The 25,618-nt window shown below is 68.8% G+C and carries 23 protein-coding genes; 4 read left to right on the top strand and 19 right to left on the bottom strand.

What is annotated here, in order from left to right; translation table 11 throughout:
- The 11 genes from Q7C18_RS03495 to Q7C18_RS03445 all read right to left on the bottom strand — a co-directional run bounded on the left by Q7C18_RS03495 (position 1) and on the right by Q7C18_RS03445 (position 11,221).
- The gene (locus tag Q7C18_RS03495; protein ID WP_311024220.1) at positions 1-1,326 is read right to left on the bottom strand and encodes a dihydroorotase; all 1,326 of its coding nucleotides are present in this window, start codon (positions 1,324-1,326) and stop codon (positions 1-3) included.
- A complete protein-coding gene (locus Q7C18_RS03490; protein ID WP_311024219.1) occupies positions 1,323-2,312 on the bottom strand; it encodes an aspartate carbamoyltransferase catalytic subunit in 990 nt (329 codons plus the stop codon). The genes Q7C18_RS03495 and Q7C18_RS03490 overlap by 4 nt, the downstream gene beginning before the upstream one ends.
- Positions 2,309-2,884 (bottom strand): bifunctional pyr operon transcriptional regulator/uracil phosphoribosyltransferase PyrR, encoded by a 576-nt coding sequence (gene pyrR / locus Q7C18_RS03485; RefSeq protein WP_311024439.1) that lies wholly within the window; start codon positions 2,882-2,884, stop codon positions 2,309-2,311. Before pyrR ends, Q7C18_RS03490 begins: the two co-directional genes overlap by 4 nt.
- A gap of 126 nt (positions 2,885-3,010) precedes the next feature.
- Positions 3,011-3,421, bottom strand: a complete 411-nt coding sequence (gene nusB, locus Q7C18_RS03480) for a transcription antitermination factor NusB (protein WP_311024218.1) — start codon at positions 3,419-3,421, stop codon at positions 3,011-3,013.
- A gap of 3 nt (positions 3,422-3,424) precedes the next feature.
- The gene (gene efp, locus Q7C18_RS03475; protein ID WP_311024217.1) at positions 3,425-3,988 is read right to left on the bottom strand and encodes an elongation factor P; all 564 of its coding nucleotides are present in this window, start codon (positions 3,986-3,988) and stop codon (positions 3,425-3,427) included.
- Between the two features lie 78 nt (positions 3,989-4,066).
- Positions 4,067-5,329, bottom strand: coding sequence for a 3-dehydroquinate synthase (aroB, locus tag Q7C18_RS03470; protein WP_311024216.1), 1,263 nt, complete (start codon positions 5,327-5,329; stop codon positions 4,067-4,069).
- 27 nt (positions 5,330-5,356) lie between these two features.
- Positions 5,357-5,893, bottom strand: coding sequence for a shikimate kinase (locus Q7C18_RS03465; RefSeq protein WP_311024215.1), 537 nt, complete (start codon positions 5,891-5,893; stop codon positions 5,357-5,359).
- A 16-nt stretch (positions 5,894-5,909) separates the two neighbouring features.
- A complete protein-coding gene (gene aroC, locus Q7C18_RS03460) occupies positions 5,910-7,154 on the bottom strand; it encodes a chorismate synthase (protein ID WP_311024214.1) in 1,245 nt (414 codons plus the stop codon).
- A 105-nt stretch (positions 7,155-7,259) separates the two neighbouring features.
- Positions 7,260-8,123, bottom strand: a complete 864-nt coding sequence (locus Q7C18_RS03455) for a shikimate dehydrogenase (RefSeq protein ID WP_311024213.1) — start codon at positions 8,121-8,123, stop codon at positions 7,260-7,262.
- Positions 8,120-9,661, bottom strand: a complete 1,542-nt coding sequence (mltG, locus tag Q7C18_RS03450; protein WP_311024212.1) for an endolytic transglycosylase MltG — start codon at positions 9,659-9,661, stop codon at positions 8,120-8,122. Before mltG ends, Q7C18_RS03455 begins: the two co-directional genes overlap by 4 nt.
- A 90-nt stretch (positions 9,662-9,751) precedes the next feature.
- Complete coding sequence (locus tag Q7C18_RS03445; protein WP_311024211.1) at positions 9,752-11,221, bottom strand: DUF349 domain-containing protein; 1,470 nt, start codon at positions 11,219-11,221, stop codon at positions 9,752-9,754.
- Positions 11,222-11,321: 100 nt separating this feature from the next.
- Here Q7C18_RS03445 and hisS point away from each other — a divergent pair, with 100 nt between their 5' ends.
- Together hisS and aspS are read left to right on the top strand one after the other, a co-directional pair.
- Complete coding sequence (gene hisS / locus Q7C18_RS03440) at positions 11,322-12,647, top strand: histidine--tRNA ligase (RefSeq protein ID WP_311024210.1); 1,326 nt, start codon at positions 11,322-11,324, stop codon at positions 12,645-12,647.
- Positions 12,648-12,809: 162 nt separating this feature from the next.
- Complete coding sequence (gene aspS / locus Q7C18_RS03435; protein WP_311024209.1) at positions 12,810-14,621, top strand: aspartate--tRNA ligase; 1,812 nt, start codon at positions 12,810-12,812, stop codon at positions 14,619-14,621.
- A 170-nt stretch (positions 14,622-14,791) separates the two neighbouring features.
- On the opposite strand, the gene dtd is transcribed toward aspS, so the two are convergent.
- Positions 14,792-15,256, bottom strand: a complete 465-nt coding sequence (dtd, locus tag Q7C18_RS03430; protein ID WP_311024208.1) for a D-aminoacyl-tRNA deacylase — start codon at positions 15,254-15,256, stop codon at positions 14,792-14,794.
- 233 nt (positions 15,257-15,489) lie between these two features.
- On the opposite strand from dtd, the gene Q7C18_RS03425 reads away from it, so the two are divergent.
- The gene (locus Q7C18_RS03425; protein ID WP_396954336.1) at positions 15,490-16,905 is read left to right on the top strand and encodes a replication-associated recombination protein A; all 1,416 of its coding nucleotides are present in this window, start codon (positions 15,490-15,492) and stop codon (positions 16,903-16,905) included.
- A gap of 115 nt (positions 16,906-17,020) precedes the next feature.
- Here Q7C18_RS03425 and Q7C18_RS03420 read toward each other — a convergent pair whose 3' ends face one another.
- The 4 genes from Q7C18_RS03420 to Q7C18_RS03405 all read right to left on the bottom strand — a co-directional run bounded on the left by Q7C18_RS03420 (position 17,021) and on the right by Q7C18_RS03405 (position 21,450).
- Positions 17,021-18,745: a ubiquinol-cytochrome c reductase cytochrome b subunit gene (locus tag Q7C18_RS03420; protein ID WP_311024207.1), complete on the bottom strand. Its 1,725-nt coding sequence runs from the start codon at positions 18,743-18,745 to the stop codon at positions 17,021-17,023.
- Positions 18,742-19,824 (bottom strand): Rieske 2Fe-2S domain-containing protein, encoded by a 1,083-nt coding sequence (locus tag Q7C18_RS03415; protein ID WP_311024206.1) that lies wholly within the window; start codon positions 19,822-19,824, stop codon positions 18,742-18,744. Before Q7C18_RS03415 ends, Q7C18_RS03420 begins: the two co-directional genes overlap by 4 nt.
- Positions 19,825-19,900: 76 nt before the next feature.
- Complete coding sequence (locus Q7C18_RS03410) at positions 19,901-20,698, bottom strand: cytochrome c (RefSeq protein ID WP_311024205.1); 798 nt, start codon at positions 20,696-20,698, stop codon at positions 19,901-19,903.
- Positions 20,699-20,802: 104 nt separating this feature from the next.
- A complete protein-coding gene (locus Q7C18_RS03405; RefSeq protein ID WP_311024204.1) occupies positions 20,803-21,450 on the bottom strand; it encodes a heme-copper oxidase subunit III in 648 nt (215 codons plus the stop codon).
- Positions 21,451-21,643: 193 nt separating this feature from the next.
- Between Q7C18_RS03405 and trpD the strand changes: the two genes are divergently transcribed.
- Positions 21,644-22,696 (top strand): anthranilate phosphoribosyltransferase, encoded by a 1,053-nt coding sequence (trpD, locus tag Q7C18_RS03400; protein ID WP_311024203.1) that lies wholly within the window; start codon positions 21,644-21,646, stop codon positions 22,694-22,696.
- Between the two features lie 72 nt (positions 22,697-22,768).
- Here the strand turns inward: trpD and def are convergent, their stop codons facing one another.
- The 3 genes from def to ctaD all read right to left on the bottom strand — a co-directional run bounded on the left by def (position 22,769) and on the right by ctaD (position 25,616).
- On the bottom strand, positions 22,769-23,365 hold the full coding sequence (gene def / locus Q7C18_RS03395; RefSeq protein ID WP_311024202.1) for a peptide deformylase: 597 nt from the start codon (positions 23,363-23,365) through the stop codon (positions 22,769-22,771).
- A 125-nt stretch (positions 23,366-23,490) separates the two neighbouring features.
- Positions 23,491-23,892, bottom strand: coding sequence for a cytochrome c oxidase subunit 4 (locus Q7C18_RS03390; RefSeq protein WP_311024201.1), 402 nt, complete (start codon positions 23,890-23,892; stop codon positions 23,491-23,493).
- The gene (gene ctaD, locus Q7C18_RS03385; RefSeq protein WP_311024200.1) at positions 23,892-25,616 is read right to left on the bottom strand and encodes a cytochrome c oxidase subunit I; all 1,725 of its coding nucleotides are present in this window, start codon (positions 25,614-25,616) and stop codon (positions 23,892-23,894) included. Before ctaD ends, Q7C18_RS03390 begins: the two co-directional genes overlap by 1 nt.
- Positions 25,617-25,618: the final 2 nt, after the last annotated feature.

The following is a 25,618-nucleotide window of genomic DNA, read 5'->3' as shown; positions in this document are numbered from 1 at the left end:
TCAGTCCGCCTCTCTGCCGGTGAGCGAGGTCTGCAGCGCACCGTCGGCGACGACGCGGTGTCCCGCCAGGAAGGTGGAGTGGACCCGGCCCGGCAGCTCCATGCCGGAGAACGGGGAGTTCCGGCCCTTGGTGGCATGCTCCTCAGGACGCACGGTGCGGCGCGCCTGCGGGTCCACCAGGATCAGATTCGCAGGCTCGCCGACGGCCAGCGGGCGGCCCTGGTGCCCGTGGCGTGCGATCTCCGCCGGACGCACCGAGGTGACCTCCGCGAAGCGCCGCCAGTCCATCATGCCGGTCTCGACCATCGTGTGCTGCACCACCGAGAGCGCCGTCTCCAGCCCGGTCATCCCCATCGCGGCCTGGTGCCACTCGCACTCCTTGAGCTGCGTGGGGTGCGGGGCGTGGTCGGTGCCGACGACGTCGATCGTGCCGTCGGCCAGCGCCTCGCGCAGCGCCTGGACGTCCTCAGCCGTGCGCAGCGGCGGATTGACCTTGTACACCGGGTTGAAGCTGCGGACCATCTCCTCGGTGAGGATCAGGTGGTGCGGAGTGACCTCGGCGGTCACGTCGATTCCCCGCTCCTTGGCCCAGCGGATGATCTCCACCGACCCCTTCGTGGACACGTGGCAGACATGGAGACGCGACTCCACGTGCTGAGCCAGCAGCACGTCACGGGCGATGATCGCCTCTTCGGCCACTGCCGGCCAGCCGGGAAGCCCCAGCACCGAGGACACACAGCCCTCATTCATCTGAGCACCCTCGGTGAGCAGCGGCTCCTGGGCGTGCTGGGCCACGAATCCGTCGAAGGACTTCACGTACTCCAGTGCCCGACGCATCAGCATCGGGTTGTGCACGCAGATGCCGTCGTCGGAGAACATCCGGACCTGGGCGGAGGACTCGGCCATCGCGCCCAGCTCAGCCAGGTTCTCACCGGCCAGCCCGACCGTGACGGCCCCCACGGGATGCACCTCGGTCCAACCGGACTCCAGCCCCAGACGGTGGACCTGTTCGACGACGCCGGCGGTGTCCGCCACCGGTGAGGAGTTCGCCATGGCGTGCACGGCGGTGAAGCCGCCCAGGGCAGCCGCGCGGCTGCCGGTCTCCACGGTCTCGGCGTCCTCGCGCCCGGGCTCGCGAAGGTGCGTGTGCAGGTCCACCATGCCGGGGAGCGCGATGAGGCCGGTGGCGTCGATGGTCTCCAGCGGCACGCCCTCCCGCGGCGCGGCCGTGTCGGCCCCGAGAGTGGCGATCTTCCCGTCCCGCAGCACCAGGTCGGCAGTCGTCTCCCCGAGGATCTTGGCACCGAGGATCAGGTGGTCGGTCATGCGGAACTCCCGTCGTCGTGACTCTGTGAAAGCAGCAGGTGCAGCACCGCCATGCGCACCGAGACTCCGTGCGAGACCTGGTCGAGCACACGGTTCAGCGGAGAGTCGGCGGCGGCTGCGGAGATCTCCACGCCTCGGTTCATCGGCCCAGGGTGCAGGATCATGGCTCCGTCCCCTCCGGGGCCGTCGAGACGTTCCACCCGTGCGAGGCGCTCGTCGGTCAGGCCCCACCGGCGCGTGTACTCCGCCGGTGTGGGGAAGAAGGCTCCGCCCATGCGTTCGGCCTGCACGCGCAGCATCATCACGGCGTGCGGTCCCGAGGTCAGCGCCTCGTCGAAGCTGTAGTGCACGCTGACGGGCCACTGCTCCACACCCACAGGCAGCAGGGTCGGCGGGGCGACGAGGCCGACCTCGGCGCCGAGAGTGTTCAGCAGCCACACGCCGGAGCGGGCGACCCGAGAGTGCAGGATGTCCCCGACGATCAGCACCCGCATACCGGTCAGGTCCGTGCCACGAGGCCCGTGGCCCCGCCCAGCGGCCCAGCCTCGGCGCAGCGTGAGCGCATCCAGCAGCGCCTGTGTGGGATGCTCATGGGTGCCGTCTCCGGCGTTGACCACCGCGCAGTCCGTCCAACCCGAGGCCGCCAGCTGTGCCGCGGCGCCGGAGGCCCAATGGCGCATCACGATCGCGTCCGCTCCGATGGCCTCCAGGGTCTGGACGGTGTCCTTCAGCGACTCGCCCTTGGAGACGGAGGAGCCCTTCGCCGAGAAGTTCATGACGTCCGCGGAGAGTCGTTTCGCGGCGGCTTCGAAGGAGATCCGCGTCCGCGTGGAGTCCTCGAAGAAGAGGTTCACCACGGTGCGACCCCGCAGCGTGGGGAGCTTCTTCACCTCGCGGGTGGCCACCGCGCTCATCTCCTCGGCGGTGTCGAGGATGCTCAGCGCGTCGCTGTGGGACAGGTCCGCGGTGGAGAGCAGGTGCCTCATGGGCGTGGCCCCCTCTCGATGAGCACGGCCTCGTCCTCGGCGGCGACGCCGTCGACGTCGGCCAGGCGCACCGAGACCCGTTCGTCCCGGGAGGTCGGCAGGTTCTTGCCCACGTGATCGGCACGGATCGGGAGCTCGCGGTGGCCGCGGTCCACCAGGACGGCCAGGCGCACCGCACGGGGGCGCCCGAGGGCGGAGAGGGCGTCCAGCGCGGCGCGGACGGTGCGGCCGGAGTAGAGCACGTCGTCGACCAGGACGACGGTGGCGTCGTCGACGCCGGCCTCGGGCACCCGGGTGGGCTCCGGGGTGCGTGCGCTGCCGGTGCGCAGATCATCCCGATACATGGTGATGTCGAGGGAGCCGACCCCACGCACGGGGTCGAAGGCCCCGTCGATGCGGGCGAGCCGTTCACCCAGGCGACGGGCCAACGGGACACCCCTGCGGGGGATGCCGAGCAGCAGGAGACCGTCGACGCCGCGATGGGCCTCGACGATCTCGTGCGCGATGCGCGTCAGTGCCCGCTCCACATCAGGGGCGGACATGACCTGTGAGGTCTCTGGTGTGGTCACCAGGCGACTCCTTCCTCGCCTCACGGGACGATCATTAAAGGAGACAGCAGGATATTCAGCTGTTCGGACCCACTCTACCGGATCCCGGGAACCTCTCCCCGGTGACGCTCCGCGGAGCCGGGAGCAGAGTCAGTCCAGAAGGGTCGGCTTGAGCTTCTGCAGGCGCCCCAAGACTCCGTTGACGAAGGGCGGGGACTCATCCGTGGAGAGTTCCCGCACCATGGCCACGGCCTCGGCGACGGCGACGCCGTCGGGGATGTCGTCGTTGTAGAGCAGCTCCCAGGCGCCGATGCGCAGCGCCATCAGGTCCACGCGCGGCATGCGCTCCAGGCTCCAGCCCCGGGAGTAGGTGGTCAGCAGCTCGTCGATCCGCTCGCGGTGGGAGACGACGCCGTCGAGGACGGTGACGACGTAGTCATCGACCACGAGATCGGCCTTCTCCCGGCGGACCCGGAGGACTTCGAGCGGCTCGGCTCCACGCTGCTCCGCCTCGAAGAGGACCTCCAACGCACGGCGGCGCGCCTTGCTTCGACGGGCCACGGGTCAGTCCGTCACACGGCCGAGGTACTCGGAGGACCGTGTGTCCACCTTGACCTTCGTGCCCTGGTCGACGAAGAGCGGCACCTGGATCTCGTGGCCGGTCTCCAGGGTGGCGGACTTGGTCCCGGCCGAGGAGCGGTCGCCCTGCAGGCCCGGCTCCGTGTAGGTGATCTCCAGGACCACCGACGGCGGCATCTCCAGGTACAGCGGCGTGCCTTCGTGCAGCGCGATGCTGACCTCCTGGGACTCCAGCAGGAAGTTCGCGGCATCCCCGACGACGGAGCCCGGAACGGTGATCTGGTCGTAGTCCCGCAGGTCCATGAACACGTAGTCGTCGCCGTCGGCGTAGAGGTACTGGTAGTTGGTGCGGTCCACCGTGGCGAACTCCACCTTGGCGCCGGCGTTGAAGGTCTTGTCCACGACCTTGCCGGAGGTGATGTTCTTCAGCTTGGTCCGGATGAACGCTCCGCCCTTGCCAGGCTTGACGTGCTGGAACTCCAGGGTGTTCCAGAGCTGGCCCTCGAGCTTGAGGACGGAACCGTTCTTGATGTCGTTGGAGGTGGCCACTGATTGCCCTTCTTCACATCGGATGCGGGTGTCCGCGCGCCGGTCGGCACACGGCACGGCTGTGCGCGGTTGTCGATTCTACAGGGAGACCGTGGTGCCCTCGTCCGACTCCGCGATCTCCTGGTACGTGGCGAAGAGGATCGAGGCGTCAGGGATCTCCACGGTGGCGGGCTGACCCTGCCCTGCCAGGAGCACGAACCGCAGCTGATCGCCGCGGTTCTTCTTGTCCCGGCGAATGCCTTCGAGCAGCTGGTTCCAGCGGTCGTCCCGGTAGGTCACCGGCAGGCCCAGAGACGTCAGCACCGACCGGTGGCGGTCGGCCGTGGCGTCGTCCAGGCGCCCCAGGCTGCGAGCCAGCTCCGCGGCGAAGACCATGCCCACCGAGACCGCCGCCCCGTGGCGCCACTGGTAGCGCTCGGCCAGCTCGATGGCGTGGGCCAGGGTGTGCCCGTAGTTCAGCGACTCGCGCAGCCCGGACTCCTTCGGGTCCTGGCCGACCACCGAAGCCTTGACCCGGATGGCCCGCTCGATGAGCTCACGCAGCTGATGCGAATGCGGATTCTGTGCCTGTTCGGGCGACGATTCGATGATCTCCAGGATCTTCTCGTCAGCGATGAAGCCGCATTTGACCACCTCGGCGAGACCGGCGACGAGCTCGTTGCGCGGCAGCGTGAGCAGGGTGTCCAGGTCAGCCAGCACTGCGGCGGGCTGGTGGAACGCGCCCACCAGGTTCTTGCCTTCGGACGTGTTGATGCCGGTCTTGCCCCCGACGGCGGCATCGACCATGGCCAGCAGCGTGGTGGGCATGTGGACCACTCGCACCCCGCGCAGCCAGGTGGCGGCCACGAAGCCCGCGACATCGGTCACCGCTCCCCCACCGACGGCGACCACGGCGTCGGAGCGCGTGAAGTCGTTCTGGCCCAGGACCTGCCAGCAGAAGGCGGCCACCTGGATGTGCTTGCCCTCCTCCGCGTCCGGGATCTCTGCGACCACCGCCTTGTAGCCGGCGTTCTCCAGGTCCTCGCGGACGACGTCGCCGGTGGCGCGCAGCGCGCGGGGGTGGATGACGAGCACACGCTCGGCCTGGGATCCGATCATCTGCGGCAGGCGCCCGAGCAGGCCGTTGCCGATGACGACGTCGTAGCCGAGCTCCTGGCCACCTGTGCCGCGGCCCTCGCCGACGGTGATGACCGTGGGCTCAGCGCCCGTCGCGGGGCCGCCGTCGGGCGTGGTGCTCTCGAGGGAGGCACCCTCAGAGGAGGCGCTCTCGGGGGCGGGGTTCTCGGGCGCAGTGTTCTCGGGTGCAGTGTTCTCGGGCGCTGGGTCTGCCTGCGGACTCATGGAGTGAGGTCTTCTCCTCGGGGTGTGTCAGTGGACGGCACGGAGTGCCGAGACGATGGTATCGACTCGTTCGTCGATCGTCCCCTCGGCAGGCGGAACGACGACGTCCGCGCATTCACGATACAGGGCCTCACGCTCTGCGTAGATCCGACGCCAGGAGGACACCGGGTCGTCCCCGAGGACCGGGCGTGTGGAGCCGTCGCCGAGACGCTGCCGCGCCTGCTGCTCGGTGAGGTCCAGCATCACGACCAGCTGACTGCTCAGCGTCTCACGGGTCCGCGGGCTGAGGATCGAGCCGCCGCCGAGGCTGATGACGGACGGGCGTGGCGAGTCCAGCAGTTCGGCGACCACCTTCTCCTCCTCCGCGCGGAAGGCCTCCTCGCCGTGCGTGGTGAAGTACTCGGCGATGCTGCCATGACGTGCGACGAAGAAGTGGTCAGTGTCGACGTGCGGCCGGCCCAGCCGACGGGCCAGCGCCGATCCCACCGTGGACTTGCCGGAGCCCATCGGCCCGATGAGCACGATGTTGCGCGCCAGATCCTGGGTGCGTCCAGTTCCCACCATCAGTCTCGCTCCGCTGTCAGTCCTGCATCGCGGCAGGCGCCTGCAGCGGATCGCCGTCGGTGCCGGCACGCTGCGGGTCGGAGCCGAGCTCCGGGAGCCCGGAGAGGTAGGACTCCAGGTTCCGCCGCACCTCTGGGAGGCTGTCGCCGCCGAACTTCTCCAGCACGGCCTGGGCGATCACCAGGGAGACCATCGCCTCGGCCACGACGCCGGCGGCCGGGACGGCGCAGACGTCCGAGCGCTGGTGGTGGGCGGTGGTCGGCTCGCCGGTCGCCGTGTCCACGGTGCGCAGGGCCCGCGGCACCGTGGCGATGGGCTTCATGGCGGCCCGCACCCGCAGCGGGGTGCCGATGCTCATACCCCCTTCGATGCCTCCCGCCCGGTTGGTGGCGCGGCGCACCGCGGAGCCGGCGGGCTCGATCTCGTCATGCGCCTGGGAGCCGCGCCGCCGCGCCGTGCGGAAGCCATCACCGACCTCCACCCCCTTGATCGCTTGGATGCCCATCAGCGCACCGGCGAGCCGGGCGTCGAGGCGCCGGTCCCAGTGGACGTAGGACCCGAGCCCGGGAGGCAGGCCGTCGACGACGACCTCGACCACGCCGCCGAGGGTCTCGCCCGCCTTGTGAGCGTCGTCCACCTCCGCGACCATCCGCTCACTGGTGGCCGGATCGGTGCAGCGCAGCGGATCGGCGTCGAGACGCTCGACGTCGCTCGCCGACGGGGTCTCCACCTGCTCAGGGACCTCCACGGACCCGATCGCGGTGGTGTGGGAGACCGTGGTGATACCCAGGTCCTGGAGGAACGACTGCGCGACGGAGCCCAGCGCCACCCGCGTGGCGGTCTCGCGCGCCGAAGCACGCTCCAGGACCGGGCGGGCCTCCTCGAATCCGTACTTCTGCATGCCCGTGTAGTCGGCGTGGCCGGGACGCGGCCGTGTCAGCGGGGCGTTGCGGGCGAGTCCCTCGAGCTCGGCGGGGTCGACCGGGTCCGCCGACATGACCTTCTCCCACTTCGGCCACTCCGTGTTCCCCACCTCGATGGTCACCGGAGCGCCGATGGTCAGACCGTGCCGGACTCCGGCCAGCAGCCTGACCTGGTCCTTCTCGAACTTCATGCGGGCTCCGCGCCCGTAGCCGAGACGACGACGCGCCAGGGCGTCCTGGACCGCCTCGGTGCTCAGCCGCACCCCGGCGGGAAGGCCCTCGATGATGCCGACGAGGGAACGGCCGTGTGATTCTCCGGAGGTCAACCAGCGCAACATGGCCTCCATGATGCCACGTCCCGGGGGCGCACGACGGCGTCATCGGACGTGATTCCGCCTGGTGGACGCCTCGTGGACGCCTGGGGGGCGACCCGGCGCGCCGGCTCAGAAGGGCAGCGTCGCCCGCATGCGGGAGACCATCCGCTCGTGCTCCACTGCGGGCAGATCCGCGGCCGGATGCGGGGTGCCCGCGCTGAACCGGTGCACCTGCTCGACCGCCTGGTGGAGCAGCATGGCCAGCCCGGAGACCACCTGTCCGCCGGCACGCTCCCAGGACTCCGCCAGCGCAGAGGGCCAGGGGTCATAGGCCACATCCAGCAGCGGCAGGCGGCGCCCCAGACGAGGCAGGTGCGCGGAGAGGTCGTCCGCGGCACGAGGCGGAAGCGTCGAGACCACCGCGCCGAGCTCCTGGCCGGCGACGTCTCGCGGCAGAGCCTCGAGGGGCTCCCGCCGAAGGCGGAGTCCCAAGGCCTCGGCCACCGGCTCGAGCGAGGCCGCCCGCGCCGCCGAGCGGGCATAGGAGGAGACCTCGGTGAAGCCCAGCTCAGCCGCCGCCGCCAAGGCGGCCGCCGCCGTCGAGCCCGCACCGATCACGCCGAACCGGCCCGAGGCCGCCAGGAGGCCGGCCTCCTGGAGCGCGACGACGATCCCGTCCACGTCAGTGTTGTCGCCGACGAGCCCGTCAGGCCCGTGGACCACAGTGTTCAGCACCCCCAGAGTCTCGACCCGGGGCGAGACGACGTCCATATGCGGGACCATGGCGGACTTCAGCGGCATGGTCACGGACCAGCCGACCCAGCCGGGCTGCGCCCCCTCCCCCGTCAGGAAGTCCGGCAGACCCGCGACGTCGACGTCGCGGCGCGAGTAGGCGATGTCCACCCCCAGCACCGCGTAGGCGGCCCCGTGCAGGGCCGGCGACAGGGAGTGACCGATGGGGTGCCCCAGCACCGCGGCTCGGGAGGGGGTCACTCGCCCTCCTCCACCTCAGCCTCGGCGGCCTCCTCCTCGGCCGGGCTGCAGACGCCGGGGTTGTCGTCGCAGTATTGGTTGAACACCGCGACGTCGTCCAGATGCTCCGCGTAGGTCTCGTTGAAGCGGGTCTCGCCGGTCTCGACGTTCACGGTCACCCAGTAGTAGTAGTCCGTGTCGGCGGGGTCGACGGCGGCCTCCAGCGTGCCGGGCGTCGGCGCGGCGATGGGGCCGGGCGGCAGGCCCTGATGCTCATAGGTGTTGTACTCGTTGTCCGGGTCCCTCCGCTCCTCCTCGGTGAAGTGCAGGTCTCCGGAACGTCCCAGGCCATAGTTGACCGAGGCGTCGATCTGCAGCAGGCCTCCGGTCTCCGTGTTGTCCGGGTCCAGGCGGTTCTCGATCGCACTGGCGATCACCCGGTAGTCCTCCGGCTCGGAGTGGTTGGCCTCTCCGGTGATGAGCGACGCGATGATGACTGCTCGCCACTGCTCGTCCTCGTCGGTGATGCCGACGTCCTCCAGCGTGTCGAACGTCCTGTCCACCATCGACTGCAGGACCTCGGCAGGCTCCGGGTCCTCCTCCAGGCTGAAGCGGTACTCGCCGGCCGCCAGATAGCCCTCCAGGGTCTCCGCCTCCTCGGGCAGACCGAAGTCGGCGGGATCCTCGGCGGCCTCACGGAAGTCGGCCTCAGGGATCCCGGTGGCCTCGGCGACCGCAGAGAAGACGTCGTCGATCCGCCAACCGGCGTTGATCCAGACGACCCCTTGGGCCTCACGATCCGGCGTCAACGCGCTGACCGCATCGGCGGCCGGCATCTCCTCCCGGACCTCGAACTCCCCGGCCTGGAGGACTCCGAGATCGTCCGCATTGCGCAGCGCGTCGCGCAGCGCCTCCTGGCTGGCGATGATCCCCTCCTCAGCGAGCCGTCGGCCGACGACCTCCCAGCCCTCGCCCGGGTTCACCTCGAACGTGACCGTGTCACCGGCTTGGGTCTCGTAGTCCTCGGGGCCGGAGAGCAGCCCGCCGAACACCGCGTTGAAGACCACGGCGAAGATGACCACCAGTGCGGCGAAGCCTCCGAACACGAGTCCGAGCGTGAGGTTGCGGCGACGCCGACGTTCGCGACGCCGCGTGAGGATCTCTCGGCTGGTGCCCGTGTCGAGCGGCGTCACCGTCTGATATCCCCGCCCGTAGCTGGAGGACGTGATCAGCAGCGGTGCGCCGTCCGCATCGTGCTCCACGTGCTCCTCCAGCACGTGCTCCTCCGGGCCGAGGATGTCCTCGGCCGGAGACACTGGGGCGACGGGCGCGTCCTGGACAGACTCGGCCTCCCCGGAGGTCGCCGCGCGAGGTGCCTCCGATACGCCCTCCCCCGCGGTGGCGCCGGCCGCTCCGATGGCCTGCTCGAAGGGAACCCGCCCCGAAGGCGTCGCCTCCGCGGCCTGCCTCTCCTCCTCAGCCCTGGCACGCTCCCGGGCCTCGCGGATCTCACGGCGGCGCCGGCGGGAGCCCGCCTGATGCGGCATGTCATCGCTCACGCGGGGGTCCTCACTGGTGTCGGCGGCACATGTCGATGCGATTGTAATCTATTCGTGATCCGAGTTCCGGGAGGCCGGCGGACCGGAGGATCAGGCCGATTCCTCGATCATCCGACGCCAGCTGCGGCGGGCCTCCAGAGCCTCCTCCGCCTCGGCGATGGTCCGGGCGTCGCCGTGGGCACGCGCCCGCTCGAGCTCCTGCTCCAGGCCGGCGATGGTCTCGTCGAGCTGGTGCAGCATCGAGTTCTGGCGCGCCACCGTCTCGGGATCCGTGCGCCGCCAATGGGCCTCCTCGGCCTCCCGGAAGGCGTCCTGGACCCGCTTCAGAGCCCCTTCCATCCGCTTGACGTCGCCCCGGGGCACTCGCCCAGCCGCATCCCAGCGCTCGAGCAGCGCGTGGTAGCGGTCGCGGATCGTCTCGGGGGCGGTGAACGGCATCAGCGCCTCCAGCTCCTTCAGGAGCTGCTCCTTGACCTCCAGGTTCGCCTGGTACTCAGCGTCGATCTCGGCGTTGGCCGCGTCCCGCGCAGCGAAGAAGACGTCCTGCGCCTTCCGGAAACGCGCCCACTGGGCGTCGTCGCTGCGGCGTGCACCTCGGCCTGCCGCTTTCCACTCGTCCATGAGGCGGTGGTAGGCCTTCGTGGTGGGTCCGAAGTCCGTGCTGTGCTGGAGCTCCTCGGCGCGGACGATCAGCTCCTCCTTGATGCGCTTGACCTCAGAGTGCTCCTTGTCCCGGCGGCTGAAGAACGCCCGACGCTCCTTGTCGAATGCGCTCCGGGCGGCCCGGAACCGCTTCCAATAGGGGTCCTCCTGAGCCTTGGTCAGGCGCGGCGGCTTCTTCTGCTCCGCCTTCCACGCCTCGAAGAGCTCGCTCATGCGTTGCTGGGCCGATTTCCAATGCTGGGCGGCGGGATCGGTGGCGGCGATCGCCTCCGCCTCCGCCACGATCCCCTCCCGGACCTGAAGGTGCTCGGCCACAGCCTGCTCGGCCTGTTCCTTCTCCCGTGTCGCCAGGGCCTCGATGCCGTGGGCCAGCTCGTCCAGCATGCCGCGCAGAGCGGCCACGTCGCCCACCCAGGCTCCGCCGTCGAGCTCCTCGAGGAGCGCCTCCCGGCTCTCTCGGAGGGCCTTGGCCCCGTCGGCGGACGCCTCGACCCGGGCCTTGAGCAGCAGCGCGCGGTCAAAGAGGTCGTCGAACTTCCGGGTGAAGTACTGCAGAGCCTCCTCCGGCGTCGCGCCGGGGTACTGGCCGACGTAGACCTCATCGGCGGCCGGCTGCGCGGTGCTCCGGATCTCCTCCGGCTGCTCCGACTGCTCCCGGGGGGCGACTGCCCCTGCCTGATCTGCCGGCCCTGCCTGCTCAGTGGCAGGAACCTGCTCGGCCTCAGGCGTCGGCGCGGGCGTCTGGGCCGAGGACGCATCCTGCGCGGCGGAAGGTTCGGGCGCGCCCGACGCCGTCGGCGCCTTCGCGTAGACGTGGCCGTCGTCGTCGACGCGGGCCATCTGCCGCGCCTCGTCGAGAGTGGTCTCGTGGTGTCCGGGTCTGACTGCGGGACTCATGGCCACCACCCTACCGGCACCGCACACGACCTGCGACGCGGCCGCTATGATGGACCGGTCTGTCGACCCCGTCACCTCCAGTGAGGAGCGCCCACCCCGCATGGCACGCACAACGTCCCTCTCCGGCTTCACCGAGTGGCTCCCCGACGAGCGTCTGGTGGAGCTCCATGTGCTCGACACCCTGCGGGAGGTCTTCGAGCGGCACGGGTTCGTCTCCATCGAGTCCCGAGCCGTGGAGACGGTGGACACCTTGCTGCAGAAGGGAGAGATCGACAAGGAGATCTACGGCGTCTCGCGGCTGCAGGCCGACGAGGACGCCGAGGCTCGCCTCGCACTGCACTTCGACCTCACGGTGCCCTTCGCCCGGTATGTGGTGGAGAATGCCGGCCATCTCTCCTTTCCCTTCCGTCGCTACCAGATCCAGAAGGTCTGGCGCGGAGAACGCCCTCAGGAGGGCCGGTCCCGCGAGTTCACCCAGGCAGACATCGACATCGTCGGTGACGGCTCGCTGCCCTTCCGCTGCGACGTCGAGCTGGCTGTGGTGATGGCGCGCGCGCTGGAGTCGCTGCCGATCGGCGACTTCCGGATGCGGATCAACAACCGCAAGCTCTCCGAGGGGTTCTACCTCGCGATCGGCCTGGAGGACACGGCCGCGGTGCTGCGGGCCATCGACAAGCTCGAGAAGATCGGCCCGGAGAAGGTCGCCGCCGAGCTGGCTGAGACGGCCGGCGCGACGGAGGAGCAGGCGCAGAAGGCGCTGGCGCTGGCACAGATCCGGACCGAGGACCTCAGCTTCGTGGACCAGGTCCGGGCTCTCGGCGGGGAGCACGAGCTGCTTGAGGCCGGCCTGACCGAGCTCGCCGAGGTCATGGGCGAGCTTCAGCGCCGCGTCCCCGGGCGGGCCGTGGCCGACCTGTCCATCGCCCGCGGGCTGGACTACTACACAGGGACTGTCTACGAGACCGTCCTGGTCGGTCATGAGTCTCTCGGGTCGGTCTGCTCCGGCGGACGCTACGAGTCCCTGGCCTCCAAGGGGAAGCGCACCTTCCCGGGGGTCGGGCTGTCCATCGGCGTGACCCGCCTGCTTTCTCGCCTGCTGGCTCAGGGACACCTGACCGCCAGTCGCTCGGTCCCCAGCGTGGTCTACATCGCCTTGCGCACAGACGAGGACTGGGGATCCGCCCAAGACGTCGCCGACACGCTCCGGGGACGCGGGATCAACGTGGAGGTGGCGCTGCGGGCCGAGAAGTTCGGCAAGCAGATCCGTCACGCGGATCGACGCGGCATCCCCTTCGTCTGGTTCACCGACGAGGACGGTCGCCACGAGGTCAAGGACATCCGGTCCGGGGACCAGGTCTCGGCCGATCCGCAGACCTGGACGCCGCCGCAGGAGGATCTGTCCCCGCGGGTGGTTCCCGCGGGCTGACCCCGGTCGCCGACGCTCCGTGTCGGCGCAGCAGAGCACACGACGACATCAGCACACATCCAGACAGCTACAGACATCGGCCCATCAGGCCCCAGGACAGAGGCAGCACCGAGGTCGGCCGGCAGAACCCGGACCGACAGCGGGCCCTCCAGGGAGGACATCGTGCTTCGCACACACCACAACGGCGCACTCCGCGCCGAGCACATCGGACAGACTGTCACGCTGACGGGCTGGGTCGCCCGCCGTCGCGACCACGGGGGCGTGGCGTTCCTCGACCTGCGGGACGCCTCCGGCGTCGCCCAGGTCGTCGTGCGGGACGAGGAGGACTTCGCCCCGCTGCGCAATGAATTCGTCCTGCAGATCCGCGGGACGGTCGAGCGCCGCCCGGAGGGCAACGAGAACCCGAACCTGGCTTCCGGCGAGGTGGAGGTCATCGCGGACGAGGTCACGGTGCTGAACACCGCCGACCCGCTGCCGTTCCAGGTGGACGAGCACGTGGAGGTCGGTGAGGAGGCGCGCCTGCGGCATCGCTATCTCGATCTGCGCCGCGAGGCACCGCAGCGTGCCCTGCGGCTGCGCTCGGAGGCCAACCGTGTGGCCCGGGAGTTCCTGCACACGCAGGACTTCACCGAGATCGAGACGCCGACGCTGACCCGGTCGACGCCGGAGGGTGCGCGCGACTTCCTGGTCCCCGCCCGCCTGGCCCCCGGCTCCTGGTACGCACTGCCGCAGTCCCCGCAGCTGTTCAAGCAGCTGCTGCAGGTCGGCGGTTTCGAGAAGTACTACCAGATCGCCCGCTGCTACCGGGACGAGGACTTCCGCGCCGACCGTCAGCCGGAGTTCACCCAGCTGGACATCGAGGCCAGTTTCGTGGACCAGGAGGACATCATCGCGCTGACGGAGGACCTGATGCGGCGGCTGTGGCGCCTCATCGACGTCGAGCTTCAGGTTCCCCTGCCGCGGATCACCTATCGGGAGGCGATGGCGCGCTACGGCACCGACAAGCCGGACCTGCGCTTCGGCCTGGAGCTCGTGGAGCTGACCGACTACTTCGCAGAGACGCCGTTCCGGGTGTTCCGTGCCCCCTATGTGGGCGCGGTCGTGATGCCCGGCGGTGCCGACCAGCCGCGCCGCACCCTCGATGCCTGGCAGGAATGGGCCAAGCAGCGAGGGGCCAAGGGTCTGGCCTACGTGCTCGTCTCGGAGGACGGAGAACTGGGTGGCCCGGTGGCGAAGAACCTCTCCGACCAGGAGCGCGCCGGCCTCGTCGAGGCGGTGGGCGCGAAGCCCGGCGACTGCATCTTCTTCGCCGCCGGAGAGGTCAAGACCTCCCGCGCCCTGTTGGGAGCGGCTCGCGTAGAGATCGCCGAGCGCACCGGCCTGATCGACCACGACGCCTGGTCTTTCGTGTGGGTCGTCGACGCCCCCATGTTCGAACCCGCCGCCGAGGCCACCGCGGCAGGCGACGTGGCCGTCGGCTCCGGCGCCTGGACCGCAGTCCACCACGCCTTCACCGCCCCGAAGCCGGAGTTCGCCGAGACCTTCGACCAGGACCCCGGTGAGGCGCTGGCCTACGCCTACGACCTGGTCTGCAACGGCAACGAGATCGGCGGCGGCTCCATCCGTGTGCACCGTCGCGAGATGCAGGAGCGGATCTTCGCCGTGATGGGCATCGCCGAGGAGGAGGCCCGGGAGAAGTTCGGATTCCTGCTGGACGCCTTCAAGTTCGGTGCGCCTCCGCACGGGGGGATCGCCTTCGGCTGGGACCGCGTCGTTGCCCTGCTGACCGGTGAGGACTCGATCCGCGAGGTCATCGCCTTCCCGAAGTCCGGTGGCGGCTTCGACCCGCTGACCGCCGCACCGGCGCCGATCACTGCCCAGCAGCGCAAGGAGGCCGGAGTCGACGCCCGTCCCGAGCCGAAGGACGGGGCATCGGACGGCACCCCGAAGCAGACGGTGGAGGCGGCGTCCTGACCCAGGACATGACCCTTCCTGCGTCCGCCTGTCCTCTGGCGACAGCATGACATCAGGCCCGGCCGGAGTCTTCTCCGGCCGGGCCTGATGCTGTGCAGGTCCCCGTGTGAAGGATCCGTGTGCAGGTCCCCGTGTGAAGGATCCGCGCGAGTGCGCGGGCTGAACTGCGGTCAGCTGCGTCGGGGTCGCTCCAGCTCCTCGGTGTCGAGCAGCAGTGTGACGGGGCCGTCGTTGACGAGTTCCAGCTCCATGTGGGCTCCGAAGATCCCGGTGTGCACGACGGCGCCCAGAGCCCGCAGATGGTGGACATAGCGCTCATAGAGGGGCTCGCCCACCGCCGCCGGGGCGGCGCTGCTCCATGAGGGCCGTCGCCCCTTCCTGGCGTCCCCGTAGAGGGTGAACTGACTGACCGCAAGCACGGGGGCCTGTGCCTGTTCGGCGGAGAGCTCCTGGTCCAGGACGCGCAGCCGCCAGGTCTTCTCCGCGAGCAGGCGAGCCTGGTGATCGGTGTCGTCATGGGTGACGCCGAGGAGGACCACCAGACCCTCTCCGTCGAACCCGTCGACATGCTCACCGCCCTCGGCATCTCGGGCGCGGACCTGGGCACGGGAGACTCGCTGGATCACGGCACGCATGGACACCATTCTGGCACCTGCGCCGAGGTTGTACGGGGTATATCAGGGCGCATCGGGGCGGGCGCGCCGCGGCAGTGCCTGCCCGGGCCGTCACGACGGTAGAGTGGATCCGACCGATTCGAACATGTCTACGAGGAGCTCCGGTGACCGACCCTCTGACCGGCGATCTGTTCTCGGCCGCATCCCACCAGGAGGAGGGCGGTCGACGACGGCACGTGCCGTTGGCCGTCCGCATGCGTCCACGCCACCTCGACGAGATCGTCGGGCAGCAGCACCTGCTGGAGCAGGGCTCCCCGCTCCGCGTGCTCGCGGAGGGCTCGCGGGGTCCCGCCGGTGCCTCGTCGGTGATCCTCTACGGCCCGCCGGGCACCGGCAAGACGACGCTGGCCCATGTGATCGCCCGTGGCGAGTCCCGCACCTTCGTGGAGCTCTCGGCCATCCGGGCCGGAGTCAAGGACGTCCGCCGCGTCATGGACCAGGCCCTCGAGGACCGAGACCTGCGGGGCAGGACGACCGTGCTGTTCCTGGACGAGATCCACCGCTTCAACAAGGCCCAGCAGGACGCCCTGCTTCCCGGAGTCGAGAACGGCTGGGTGATCCTGGTCGCCGCCACCACCGAGAATCCGTCCTTCTCCGTGGTCTCCCCCCTGCTCTCGCGGTCCCTGCTGCTGACCCTGCGTCCGCTGACCGACGAGGACCTCTCGGGACTGATCGACCGGGCATTGGCCGAGGAGCGCGGCCTCGACGGCGCCTTCACGCTGGATCCTGAGGCGCGCGGGCACATCCTGCGCATGGCCGGCGGCGACGCGCGCCGCGTGCTGACCACTCTGGAGGCCGCCGCCGCGGTGGCTGCCGGGCGGGCGGAGCAGCATGCACCCGCCCGGACCGACGACGCAGGTTCGGACGAGGACTCCCCCGAGGCGGACCCAGGCGACTCCGACTCCCCCGAGGCGGACTCGCCCGAGGAAGACTCCCCCAAAGCGGGCGGGGCCACGCCAGGACATCTCGGGACCATCACGATCACCTCCGAGGACGCCGAGCAGGCGATGGACCATGCCGTGCAGCGGTACGACCGCGACGGGGACCAGCACTATGACATCGTCTCCGCGTTCATCAAGTCCCTGCGCGGCTCGGACCCCGACGCCGCACTGCACTACCTGGCCCGTATGGTCGTCGCCGGAGAGGATCCCCGGTTCATCGCCCGTCGTCTGGTGATCGCGGCCGGTGAGGAGGTCGGCATGGCCGACCCCAGCGCGCTGCAGACGGCCGTGGCGGCGGCCCAGGCCGTCCAGCTGATCGGGATGCCCGAGGCGCGCATCCTCCTCGCGGAGGCGACGGTGCACATCGCCACCGCCCCGAAGTCCAACGCCTCCTACCGTGCCCTCGACGCCGCCATCGCCGACGTCCGCGCCGGCAAGGGCGGGCCGGTCCCGCTCCATCTGCGGGACGCGCACTACGCCGGGGCTCACCGTCTAGGGCACGGACGCAGCTACGTCTACGCCCACGACGAGCCCCATCATGTGGCGGCCCAGCAGTATCCCCCCGATGACCTCGTCGGAGTGGACTACTACCGACCCACCGGGAACGGGCAGGAACGCGCCGTCGCCGAACGACTCGACCGCCTGCGCGCCATCACCCGCCGCAGCTGAGGCGCCCCAGCATACGACGGCGGGGCCGCACCTCCCCAAGGAAGTGCGGCCCCGCCGTCGTCAGCTCCGGCACAAGGCGCTGAGCGCCGTGGGTCCTCTCGGACCCACGTGCGACTCAGTGGCTGGCCTCGATGGACCGACGATCCGTCGCCTCAAGACCGCCCTCGTGGCCGTCGCCGTGGTGGTCGTGCTCCAGTGCCTCGAGGTACTCCTCGCGGCTGACCGGCTCTACACGGTCCTGGAAGAACCAGTGGTTGAGCTTGGCGCGGAGCTTCTCCGTCCGCGTGATCCGCCCCTTCGCGTTCGGCTGCGGACCGGACGGCGCCGGGGACTCGAAGGCCACCAGCGTGTACAGCTCGTAGTCGGACGGGCGGGTGTGCTTCTCACGGAACTCACCGTGCGGGAGCATCTCGATGACGCCGGCCTCGTGTCCGTGCAGCGCGGTCTCCCGGTCCTTGCGCTGCAGGGACAGGCAGATGCGCTTGGTGAGGATGAAGGCGATGATCGGGCCGACGAAGATCAGCACACGCGACCAGTAGGTGATGTCATTCAGCGACAGGTGGAAGTGCGTGGCGATGAGGTCGTTGGAGCCCATGCCCCACATGATGCAGTAGAAGGTCACGCTCGCCGCGCCGATCCCCGTCCGGGTGGGAGCGTTGCGCGGACGGTCTAGGATGTGGTGCTCCTTCCTGTCCCCGGTGATCCACGCCTCCAGCCAGGGCCAGATGAACATGACCAGGAACATCACGGCCACCGGGAGGAGCGGGATGAGGACAGGCGTCGCCACCGAGTTCCCGCCCCACGGGGTCGGGATGACGAACTCCAGCGGAATGTTTCCGATCCACCCGGGCATCAGGCGCAGGACGCCTTCGAACGGACCGATGTACCAGTCGGGCTGGGCTCCAGCCTGGACGGGCGACGGGTCATAGGGCCCGTAGTTCCACAGCGCGTTGATCTGGAAGGTCCCGGCGATCACCGCAAGGATGCCGAAGACGATGAAGAAGAAGCCGCCCGCTTTGGCCGCGTAGACCGGGCCGATCGGGTAGCCGACGACATTGCGCTCCGTGCGCCCCGGGCCGGGGTACTGCGTGTGCTTATGGGTGACCACCATGAACAGGTGCACGGCGATCAGCACGAGGATCAGCGCCGGGATCACCATGATGTGCAGCACGTACAGCCGCGGGATCACCTCTCCGCCTGGGAACTCTCCACCGAAGAGGAAGAAGGAGATGTAGGTTCCGACGACCGGCAGCGCCTTCAGGATGCCGTCGATGATGCGCAGACCGTTGCCGGAGAGCACCTCATCGGGCAGCGAGTAGCCGGTGAAGCCGGCGCCGAGGCCCAGGATCAGCAGCGCGCAGCCGACGACCCAGTTGAGCTCACGCGGCTTGCGGAAGGCCCCCGTGAAGAAGACGCGCAGCATGTGGATGGACATGGCCATCACGAACAGCAGCGCCGCCCAGTGGTGCAGCTGGCGCATGAACAGTCCGCCGCGGACGTCGAAGGAGAGCTCCAGCGCGGTGGCATAGGCGGTGGACATCTCCAGACCCTGCAGCGGCGCATACGAGCCGTCGTATCGCGTGCTGGCCATGGAGGGATCGAACCAGAACGTCAGGAACGTCCCGGAGAGGATCAGGATGACGAAGCTGTAGAGCGCCACCTCGCCGAACATGAACGTCCAGTGATCCGGGAAGATCTTCCGACCGAACTCGCGGACCATGCCGGTGCCGCCGACCCGCTGGTCGACGTAATTGGCGATGCGTCCGGTGCGCGTCTCAGGCTCGTACTGCTCTGCCTCGAGGTACTGGGCCTCGGTGTACTTCTCTGTGCTGGCGCTCATGCGTTGTAATCACCCTCGGGGTCGGTGGAGCCACGCTCCCAGTAGGTCGGGCCGACAGGCTCGGTGAAGTCGCTGCGGGCGATGAGGTAGCCCTCCTCGTCCACGGTGATGGGCAGCTGAGGCAGGGGGCGGCCCGCCGGGCCGAAGACCACCTTGAACTCCTGAGCCGCGTCGAAGGTCGACTGGTGGCAGGGGCACAGCAGGTGGTGCGTGTGCCGCTCGTAGAGAGCCACCGGGCAGCCGACGTGCGTGCAGACCTTCGAGCAGGCGATGATGCCGTCATAGGTCCAGTCCTCACGGCCCGGAGTCACCTGCTGGATGTCGTCGGGGTTCATCCGGACGACGAGCACCACGGACTTGGCCTTCTCGGACAGACGGTCCGCGTGGCCGGAGACCTCACGCAGGGTCTCGGGGATCACGTGCATCGCCGAGCCGATGGTGATGTCAGCCGCACGGATCGGGGTGCCGGTGGGGTCGCGGACCAGTCGGACGCCCTCTTCCCAGAGCGAGTGGCGCATGCGTTCCACGCCGAAGTCCTCGGAGCGGTCCAAGTCCCGGAACGTGAGGATGAACGGCAGCGGCGCCAAGACCGCCGCGCCGATGAGGGTGTTGCGGATCAGGGGACGGCGCTTGATGCCGGACTCTTCGAGCACGTCCGTGATGATCTGCTCGGCCTCCTGACGGTCCGCCTCCTTCCGCAGCGGCTTGCGGTCCTCGACCAGCTCGTGGTCGGGCATCAGCGTCTTGGCCCAGTGGACCACACCCAGACCGATGCCGAGCATCGCGAAGCCGACACCGACGCCCAACAGGGTGTTCTGCAGGCGCAGGGCGTGGAGGTCCTCGCTGAGCTCCACGGCGAAGTACCCGATGAAGAAGATCACGGTGCCGATGATCGAGATGAGGAACAGCGTGGCCACCTGGCGCTCGGAGCGCTTCTCGGCCTTGGGGTCCTCATCTGCCACCCGCGGGCGGTGCGGCGGCAGACCGGGGTTGTCGATGGCGTACCTGCCCGACTCCCCGTCACCGGCTGTGATGACGGCGCCCGACTCCTTCGGGTCGCCGTGACCGTGCTCGCCCATATGGTTCTCGTCCTTTGCTTGAGTGATTGCGTAGTGGGTGCGTGTGCGGCGTCTGCGGCTCACCGCGGCCGGCAGCTCAGGAGGAGCGCGAGGTCAGCCAGACCATGGACGCGATCAGGATCGCCAGTCCCCCCGTCCAGATGAAGAGACCTTCGGACACCGGACCGAGGAAGCCGAGCGCGAAGCCGCCCGGAGTTCCCTGGGAGTCATAGGTCTTCAGGAAGGCGATGATGTCGCGCTTGTCCTCCGGGGGGATGTTCGCGTCGTTGAAGACCGGCATGTTCTGCGGACCGGTCTGCATGGCCTCATAGATGTGCCGCTCGTCCACCCCGTGCAACGACGGGGCGTACTTGCCTTCGGTCAGTGCGCCGCCGGCGGCCGCCGCGTTGTGGCACATGGCGCAGTTGATGCGGAAGAGCTCACCGCCGCGCGACGCGTCGCCCTCGTCGGCATCGGTGTACTCCTCGGCGGGCACCGCCGGACCTGCGCCGAGGGAGGCGACATAGGCGGCCAGCTGCATGGTCTGCTCGTCGTTGAACTGCTGAGGCTTGACCTGGGCCTGGGGGCCCTGCATCTGCATCGGCATGCGTCCGGTGCCGACCTGGAAGTCGACGGATGCGGCGCCGACGCCGATCAGCGACGGCCCGGCATCGGTCCCCTCGGCGTTGATGCCGTGGCAGGTGGCGCAGTTCGCCACGAAGAGGCGCTCGCCCTCATCGACGTCCGCGGCGGAGTACCCGTCCGCCTCCTGGCTGGCCTGAGCCTGGTTGATGGTCGTGGCCGCGGCATACAGGCCTCCTGTGATCAGGAGGCCCAGGAGGAGCAGTGCCACGCCTGCGAAGGGGTGGCGGCGCTTCTGTGAGAGTGCCTTCACGTGCCGGTTCCTAACTTCTCGGTGCGGGCCCGCCTGCGGTGGCTGCGGGCGAAGGTGCGGATGATGGATGGTCGTCGTCCGTCGAGCGTGGAGCGGCACGCCTGTCAGACGAACATCGGCAGGATGTAGACGATGCCGAACAGGGCGATCCAGACGACGTCGACGAAGTGCCAGTAGTAGGAGATGACGACGGCCGCGCTGGCCTCCTTGTGGGTGAACTTCACGCTGAAGTACGCCCGGGCGATCACGTACAGGAAGGCGATGAGCCCGCCGATCACGTGGAGGCCGTGGAAGCCGGTGGTGATGTAGAAGGCGGAGCCGAAGGAGTTGGTCTGGACGGCCACGCCGTGGCTGACCAGCTCGGCGAACTCGAAGCTCTGACCAGCGATGAAGATCGCGCCCATGATGAACGAGAGGATGTACCACTCGACCATGCCCCAGTTCTTGATGTTCATCAGGGAACCGGTGCGGCGGGGCTGGTGACGCTCGGCGGCGAACACTCCGAACTGCGCCGTCACGGAGCTCGCCACCAGGATCACCGTGATGATCGTGGCCAGGGTGATGTCGAGTCGCGAGCTGTACTCCGCCCACATCTCGGGCTGCGTCGAGCGCAGAGTGAAGAACATCGCGAACAGGCCGGCGAAGAACATGAGCTCGCTGGTCAGCCAGACCATGGTGCCCACGGACACCATGTTCGGGCGGTTCGGCAGCGTGCGCGCCGGAGCATTGGGGGCTTGGGTTGCAGACGTCACGAAGACATTATTGCCTGAATCGTCGCCCGTTCGCCATCGACGAAGCGGGTGTGGCGCCTCCCCCAGTTCCTTGTCAGACCGGCGATCCCCGTCATTCCCAGGAAGTACCAAGGTCAAGGCCCGCGAGAATGTGTCAGAAATTTCTACGAAATGTAGAGAAACGGCGTGTCGGGGCCCGGGATATCCTGGTCCGGTGACTGAGACCTCCCCCGCCTCACAGCCCACCTGGCCGCATCTGCTGGACGCCCTGCTCCGCGGCGAGGATCTCACCGCGGAGACCTCCGGCTGGGCCATGGAGCGCCTCATGGGAGGCGATCTGACCGATGCGGAGATCGCCGGGTTCCTGATCGCACTGCGGGCCAAGGGAGAGACGGCCGAGGAGCTCGTCGGGCTCTCGTCCACGATGATGGCCAAGGCTGTGGAGATCTCCATCCCCGGTCCCACCCTCGACATCGTGGGAACCGGCGGCGACCGTCTGGGCACGGTCAACATCTCGACGATGTCCTCCCTGGTGGCCGTCGGGGCCGGCGCCCGGGTGGTGAAGCACGGCAACCGCGGCGCCTCGACGACCGCCGGCGCGGCCGACGTCATCGAGGCGCTCGGCGTGGACCTCGCCATGAGCCCCGAGCGTGTGGCCCAGGCGGCCACCGAGGTCGGCATCACGTTCCTCTTCGCCCAGAGCTTCCACCCCTCGATGCGTTTCGTGGCCCCGACGCGTCGACAGCTCGGCGTCCGCACGATCTTCAACTTCCTGGGCCCGCTGTCGAACCCCGCTCACGTGGACGCCCAGGCGCTGGGCTGTGCCCACCGCGGCCTGGCCCCGAAGATGGCCCAGGTGCTGGCCGCGCGGGGGACCCGGGGTCTGGTGTTCCGTGGCCAGGACGGCCGGGACAAGATCACGACGTCGTCCCCGACCGACATCTGGGAGGTGCGGGAGGGCATCGTGGAGCACCATGAGATCCGCCCTGCCGACTTCGGAGTCGCCCAGGTGGAGGTGGACGCGCTCCGCGGAGGCGACGGAGACGACAACGCCGAGATCGTCCGGCGGGTGCTCCGTGGGGATCGGGGGCCTGTGCGGGACGCCGTGCTGATCAATGCCGCAGCCGGGCTCACTGCCGCCGACGAGAGCGCCGAAGGCCCCGTGCTGGACCGTCTGCGCGCGAACAGGGACCGCGCCGCCGAAGCCCTGGACTCAGGAGCCGCCCACAGCGTGCTCGAGAGCTGGGTGGAGTTCAGCCGCGGCTGAGCCGGGCTGCCGGCTCCCACGTCTGCTCCCGACGGCTGCTCGCGGCAGCTGGTCTCGCTGACTGACCGTCGGTCAGTCCTCGTCCTCATGCTCACCGTGGCCGAACGGGTCCGGATCGACGCCGGGCATCCAGGTGTTCCCCTCCTGGGTCCACCCCTCCTTCTTCATCGCCTTCTTCCAGCGGCGTGCCCACTTCTGATCGAGACGATTCACGTAGAGATACCCGTCCAGGTGGTCGTACTCATGCTGCATGATGCGGGCGAACCAGCCGGTGGCCTCGAGCCGTCTGAGCTGACCGTCCTCATCGAGCCCGGAGATCTCCACGTGGTCGCTGCGTTTGAGCGGGAAGCCGTATCCGGGCACCGAGAGGCAACCCTCGGTCTCCTCATCGGGGTCGGGCGCGGTCTTCGAGACCTTGCCGATGAGCCGCAGCGTGGGGTTGATGAACGCTCCCCGTGAGGGTGCGTCGCCGGAGTCGGCGTAGGCATAGGTGAAGATCCGCAGCCCGACGCCGATCTGCGGGGCGGCCAGGCCCACCCCGTGGGCGGCATCCATGGTCTCGTACATGTCCTGGACCAGTTGACGCACCGTGTCGTCGATGGCCTCGACCTCTGCGGCTCGGCGATGCAGCACCGGCTCGCCGTGGATGGTGATGGGACGGATGGTCATGGAGAGATCCTAACGGTGGAGGCACGCACGCCGACGCCCGCCGGGCCTTGAAGGCGCCGACGGGCGTCGCGCGGCATGCGGGGCGACATTCGCCCTGGAGGGGCGCTCAGCCCCGCCTGATCGGGTCAGTGGGCGTAACGCTTCCGGTTGTATTCCAGCACCCAGCCGGTCACGAAGAAGATGGCCGGGATGGCGCCGATGAACACCACCCACCAGTCGAAGGCCATGCCGAAGAACACGAAGGCGCAGGAGAAGCCCAGGCCGAGAGGCCACCAGCTCCACGGCGCGAAGTCCCCGTAGTTGCCGGCCTGCTGATGGATCTCACCCTCGGCGTTGTCGGCGTCCATGACCTCCGAGTGCTTCGCCGTCAGGCTCAGGTAGAACCAGAGCATGAAGCCCAGTCCCGCGGTGAGGAGCAGCAGGGGGAAGCCCGCGAGCTCCTCGAAGCCCGTGATGAATCCGTAGATGAAGGCCACCACCAGGACGAACACACCCAGGAGGCCGAAGAGTCCAGCGTTCGTCTTCATCAGATACCTGCCTTGTCCTTCTGATCAGCGGGACCGAACACCTTGCCAGCCGGCGTGTGCAGGCTGTGGCGGTCGGAGAGCTCCGGGTGGTGCAGGTCCAGCGCCGGACGCTCGGACCGGATCCGCGGCAGCGAGTAGAAGTTGTGCCGCGGAGGCGGGCAGGAGGTCGCCCACTCCAGGGAGCCTCCGAAGCCCCACGGGTCGTCCACGTGGACCTTGCGGCCCTTGCGGTGCGTGATCCAGACGTTCCAGAAGAACGGAATCAGGGAGGCGCCCAGGATCATCGAGAAGACCGTGGAGAACTGGTTCATGGCGGTGAAGCCGTCCTCGACCATGTAGTCGGCGTACCGGCGAGGCATGCCCATGACGCCGAGCCAGTGCTGGATCATGAACGTCCCGTGGAAGCCGATGAAGAGCATCCAGAAGTTGATCTTGCCCAGACGCTCGTTGAGCATCTTCCCGGTCCACTTCGGCCACCAGAAGTAGAATCCGGCGAACATCGCGAAGACCACGGTGCCGAAGACCACGTAGTGGAAGTGCGCCACCACGAAGTACGTGTCGGAGAGGTGGAAGTCCAGGGGCGGCGAGGCCAGGATGATGCCGGTCAGACCACCGAACAGGAAGGTCACCAGGAATCCGAGGCTCCACAGCATGGGCGTCTCGAAGGTGATCGATCCGCGCCACATGGTGCCGATCCAGTTGAAGAACTTCACCCCGGTGGGGACCGCGATGAGCATGGTCATCAGCGCGAAGAACGGCAGCATGACCGCACCGGTGACGTACATGTGGTGCGCCCAGACGGTCACCGACAGCGCCGCGATGGCGATCGTGGCGTAGACCAGACCCTTGTAGCCGAAGATCGGCTTGCGGCTGAACACCGGCAGGATCTCCGAGATGATCCCGAAGAACGGCAGGGCGATGATGTAGACCTCAGGGTGCCCGAAGAACCAGAACAGGTGCTGCCACAGGATGGCGCCGCCCGACTCCGGGTCGAAGATGTGCCCGCCGAAACGTCGGTCCAGCCCCAGGCCGAACAGCGCTGCGGCCAGCGGCGGGAAGGCCATGAGGATCAGGATCGCGGTGATCAGGGTGTTCCAGGTGAAGATCGGCATGCGCCACATGGTCATGCCGGGAGCACGCATGCAGATGATCGTAGTGATGAAGTTGACACCACCCATGATGGTGCCGAACCCGGACAGCGCCAGGCCGAAGACCCAGAGATCCCCACCCACACCGGGCGAGTAGGTGGTGTCCGACAGCGGCGCGTAAGCGAACCAGCCGAAGGACGCCGCCCCCTGCGGGGTCAGGAAGCCGGAGACGGCGATCAGCGACCCGAAGAGGAAGAACCAGAACGCCAGGGCGTTGAGCCGGGGGAACGCGACGTCGGGAGCGCCGATCTGCAGCGGCATGATGACGTTGGCGAAACCGGCGAACAGCGGCGTGGCGAACATCAGCAGCATCACCGTGCCATGCATGGTGAACAGCTGGTTGTACTGCTCCTTGGTCTGCAGCAGCTGCATGCCGGGCTCGAAGAGCTCGGCGCGGATGATCAGCGCCATCACGCCGCCGATGCAGAAGAACAGGAAGGAGGCGATCAGGTACATGTACCCGATCGTCTTGTGGTCGGTCGTCGTCAGCCAGTTGACGACGATGCGCCCCTTCGACCGGGGTACGACGCGCGACTCGACCGCGCGTTCGTCAGCGGTGTATTCATAGGTCGCCACGA

This window comes from Nesterenkonia sp. CL21 (genome assembly GCF_031705515.1).
GTDB classification, from domain to species: Bacteria; Actinomycetota; Actinomycetes; order Actinomycetales; family Micrococcaceae; genus Nesterenkonia; species Nesterenkonia aethiopica.
Note: the sequence above shows the minus strand (reverse complement) of the source record. Positions and strands in the feature narration are given on the sequence as shown.

Excerpts from the sequence above, each read along its gene's own strand:
- Q7C18_RS03390 (WP_311024201.1), bottom strand. The coding sequence starts at position 23,892 with ATGAAGACGAACGCTGGACTCTTCGGCCTCCTGGGTGTGTTCGTCCTG.
- Q7C18_RS03415 (WP_311024206.1), bottom strand. The coding sequence starts at position 19,824 with ATGGGCGAGCACGGTCACGGCGACCCGAAGGAGTCGGGCGCCGTCATC.
- Q7C18_RS03495 (WP_311024220.1), bottom strand. The coding sequence starts at position 1,326 with ATGACCGACCACCTGATCCTCGGTGCCAAGATCCTCGGGGAGACGACT.
- def (WP_311024202.1), bottom strand. The coding sequence starts at position 23,365 with ATGACCATCCGTCCCATCACCATCCACGGCGAGCCGGTGCTGCATCGC.
- aroB (WP_311024216.1), bottom strand. The coding sequence starts at position 5,329 with ATGAGTCCGCAGGCAGACCCAGCGCCCGAGAACACTGCACCCGAGAAC.
- Q7C18_RS03425 (WP_396954336.1), top strand. The coding sequence starts at position 15,490 with ATGCGTCCACGCCACCTCGACGAGATCGTCGGGCAGCAGCACCTGCTG.
- Q7C18_RS03420 (WP_311024207.1), bottom strand. The coding sequence starts at position 18,745 with ATGAGCGCCAGCACAGAGAAGTACACCGAGGCCCAGTACCTCGAGGCA.
- hisS (WP_311024210.1), top strand. The coding sequence starts at position 11,322 with ATGGCACGCACAACGTCCCTCTCCGGCTTCACCGAGTGGCTCCCCGAC.
- Q7C18_RS03490 (WP_311024219.1), bottom strand. The coding sequence starts at position 2,312 with ATGAGGCACCTGCTCTCCACCGCGGACCTGTCCCACAGCGACGCGCTG.
- Q7C18_RS03445 (WP_311024211.1), bottom strand. The coding sequence starts at position 11,221 with ATGAGTCCCGCAGTCAGACCCGGACACCACGAGACCACTCTCGACGAG.
- Q7C18_RS03465 (WP_311024215.1), bottom strand. The coding sequence starts at position 5,893 with ATGGTGGGAACTGGACGCACCCAGGATCTGGCGCGCAACATCGTGCTC.
- dtd (WP_311024208.1), bottom strand. The coding sequence starts at position 15,256 with ATGCGTGCCGTGATCCAGCGAGTCTCCCGTGCCCAGGTCCGCGCCCGA.
- aroC (WP_311024214.1), bottom strand. The coding sequence starts at position 7,154 with ATGTTGCGCTGGTTGACCTCCGGAGAATCACACGGCCGTTCCCTCGTC.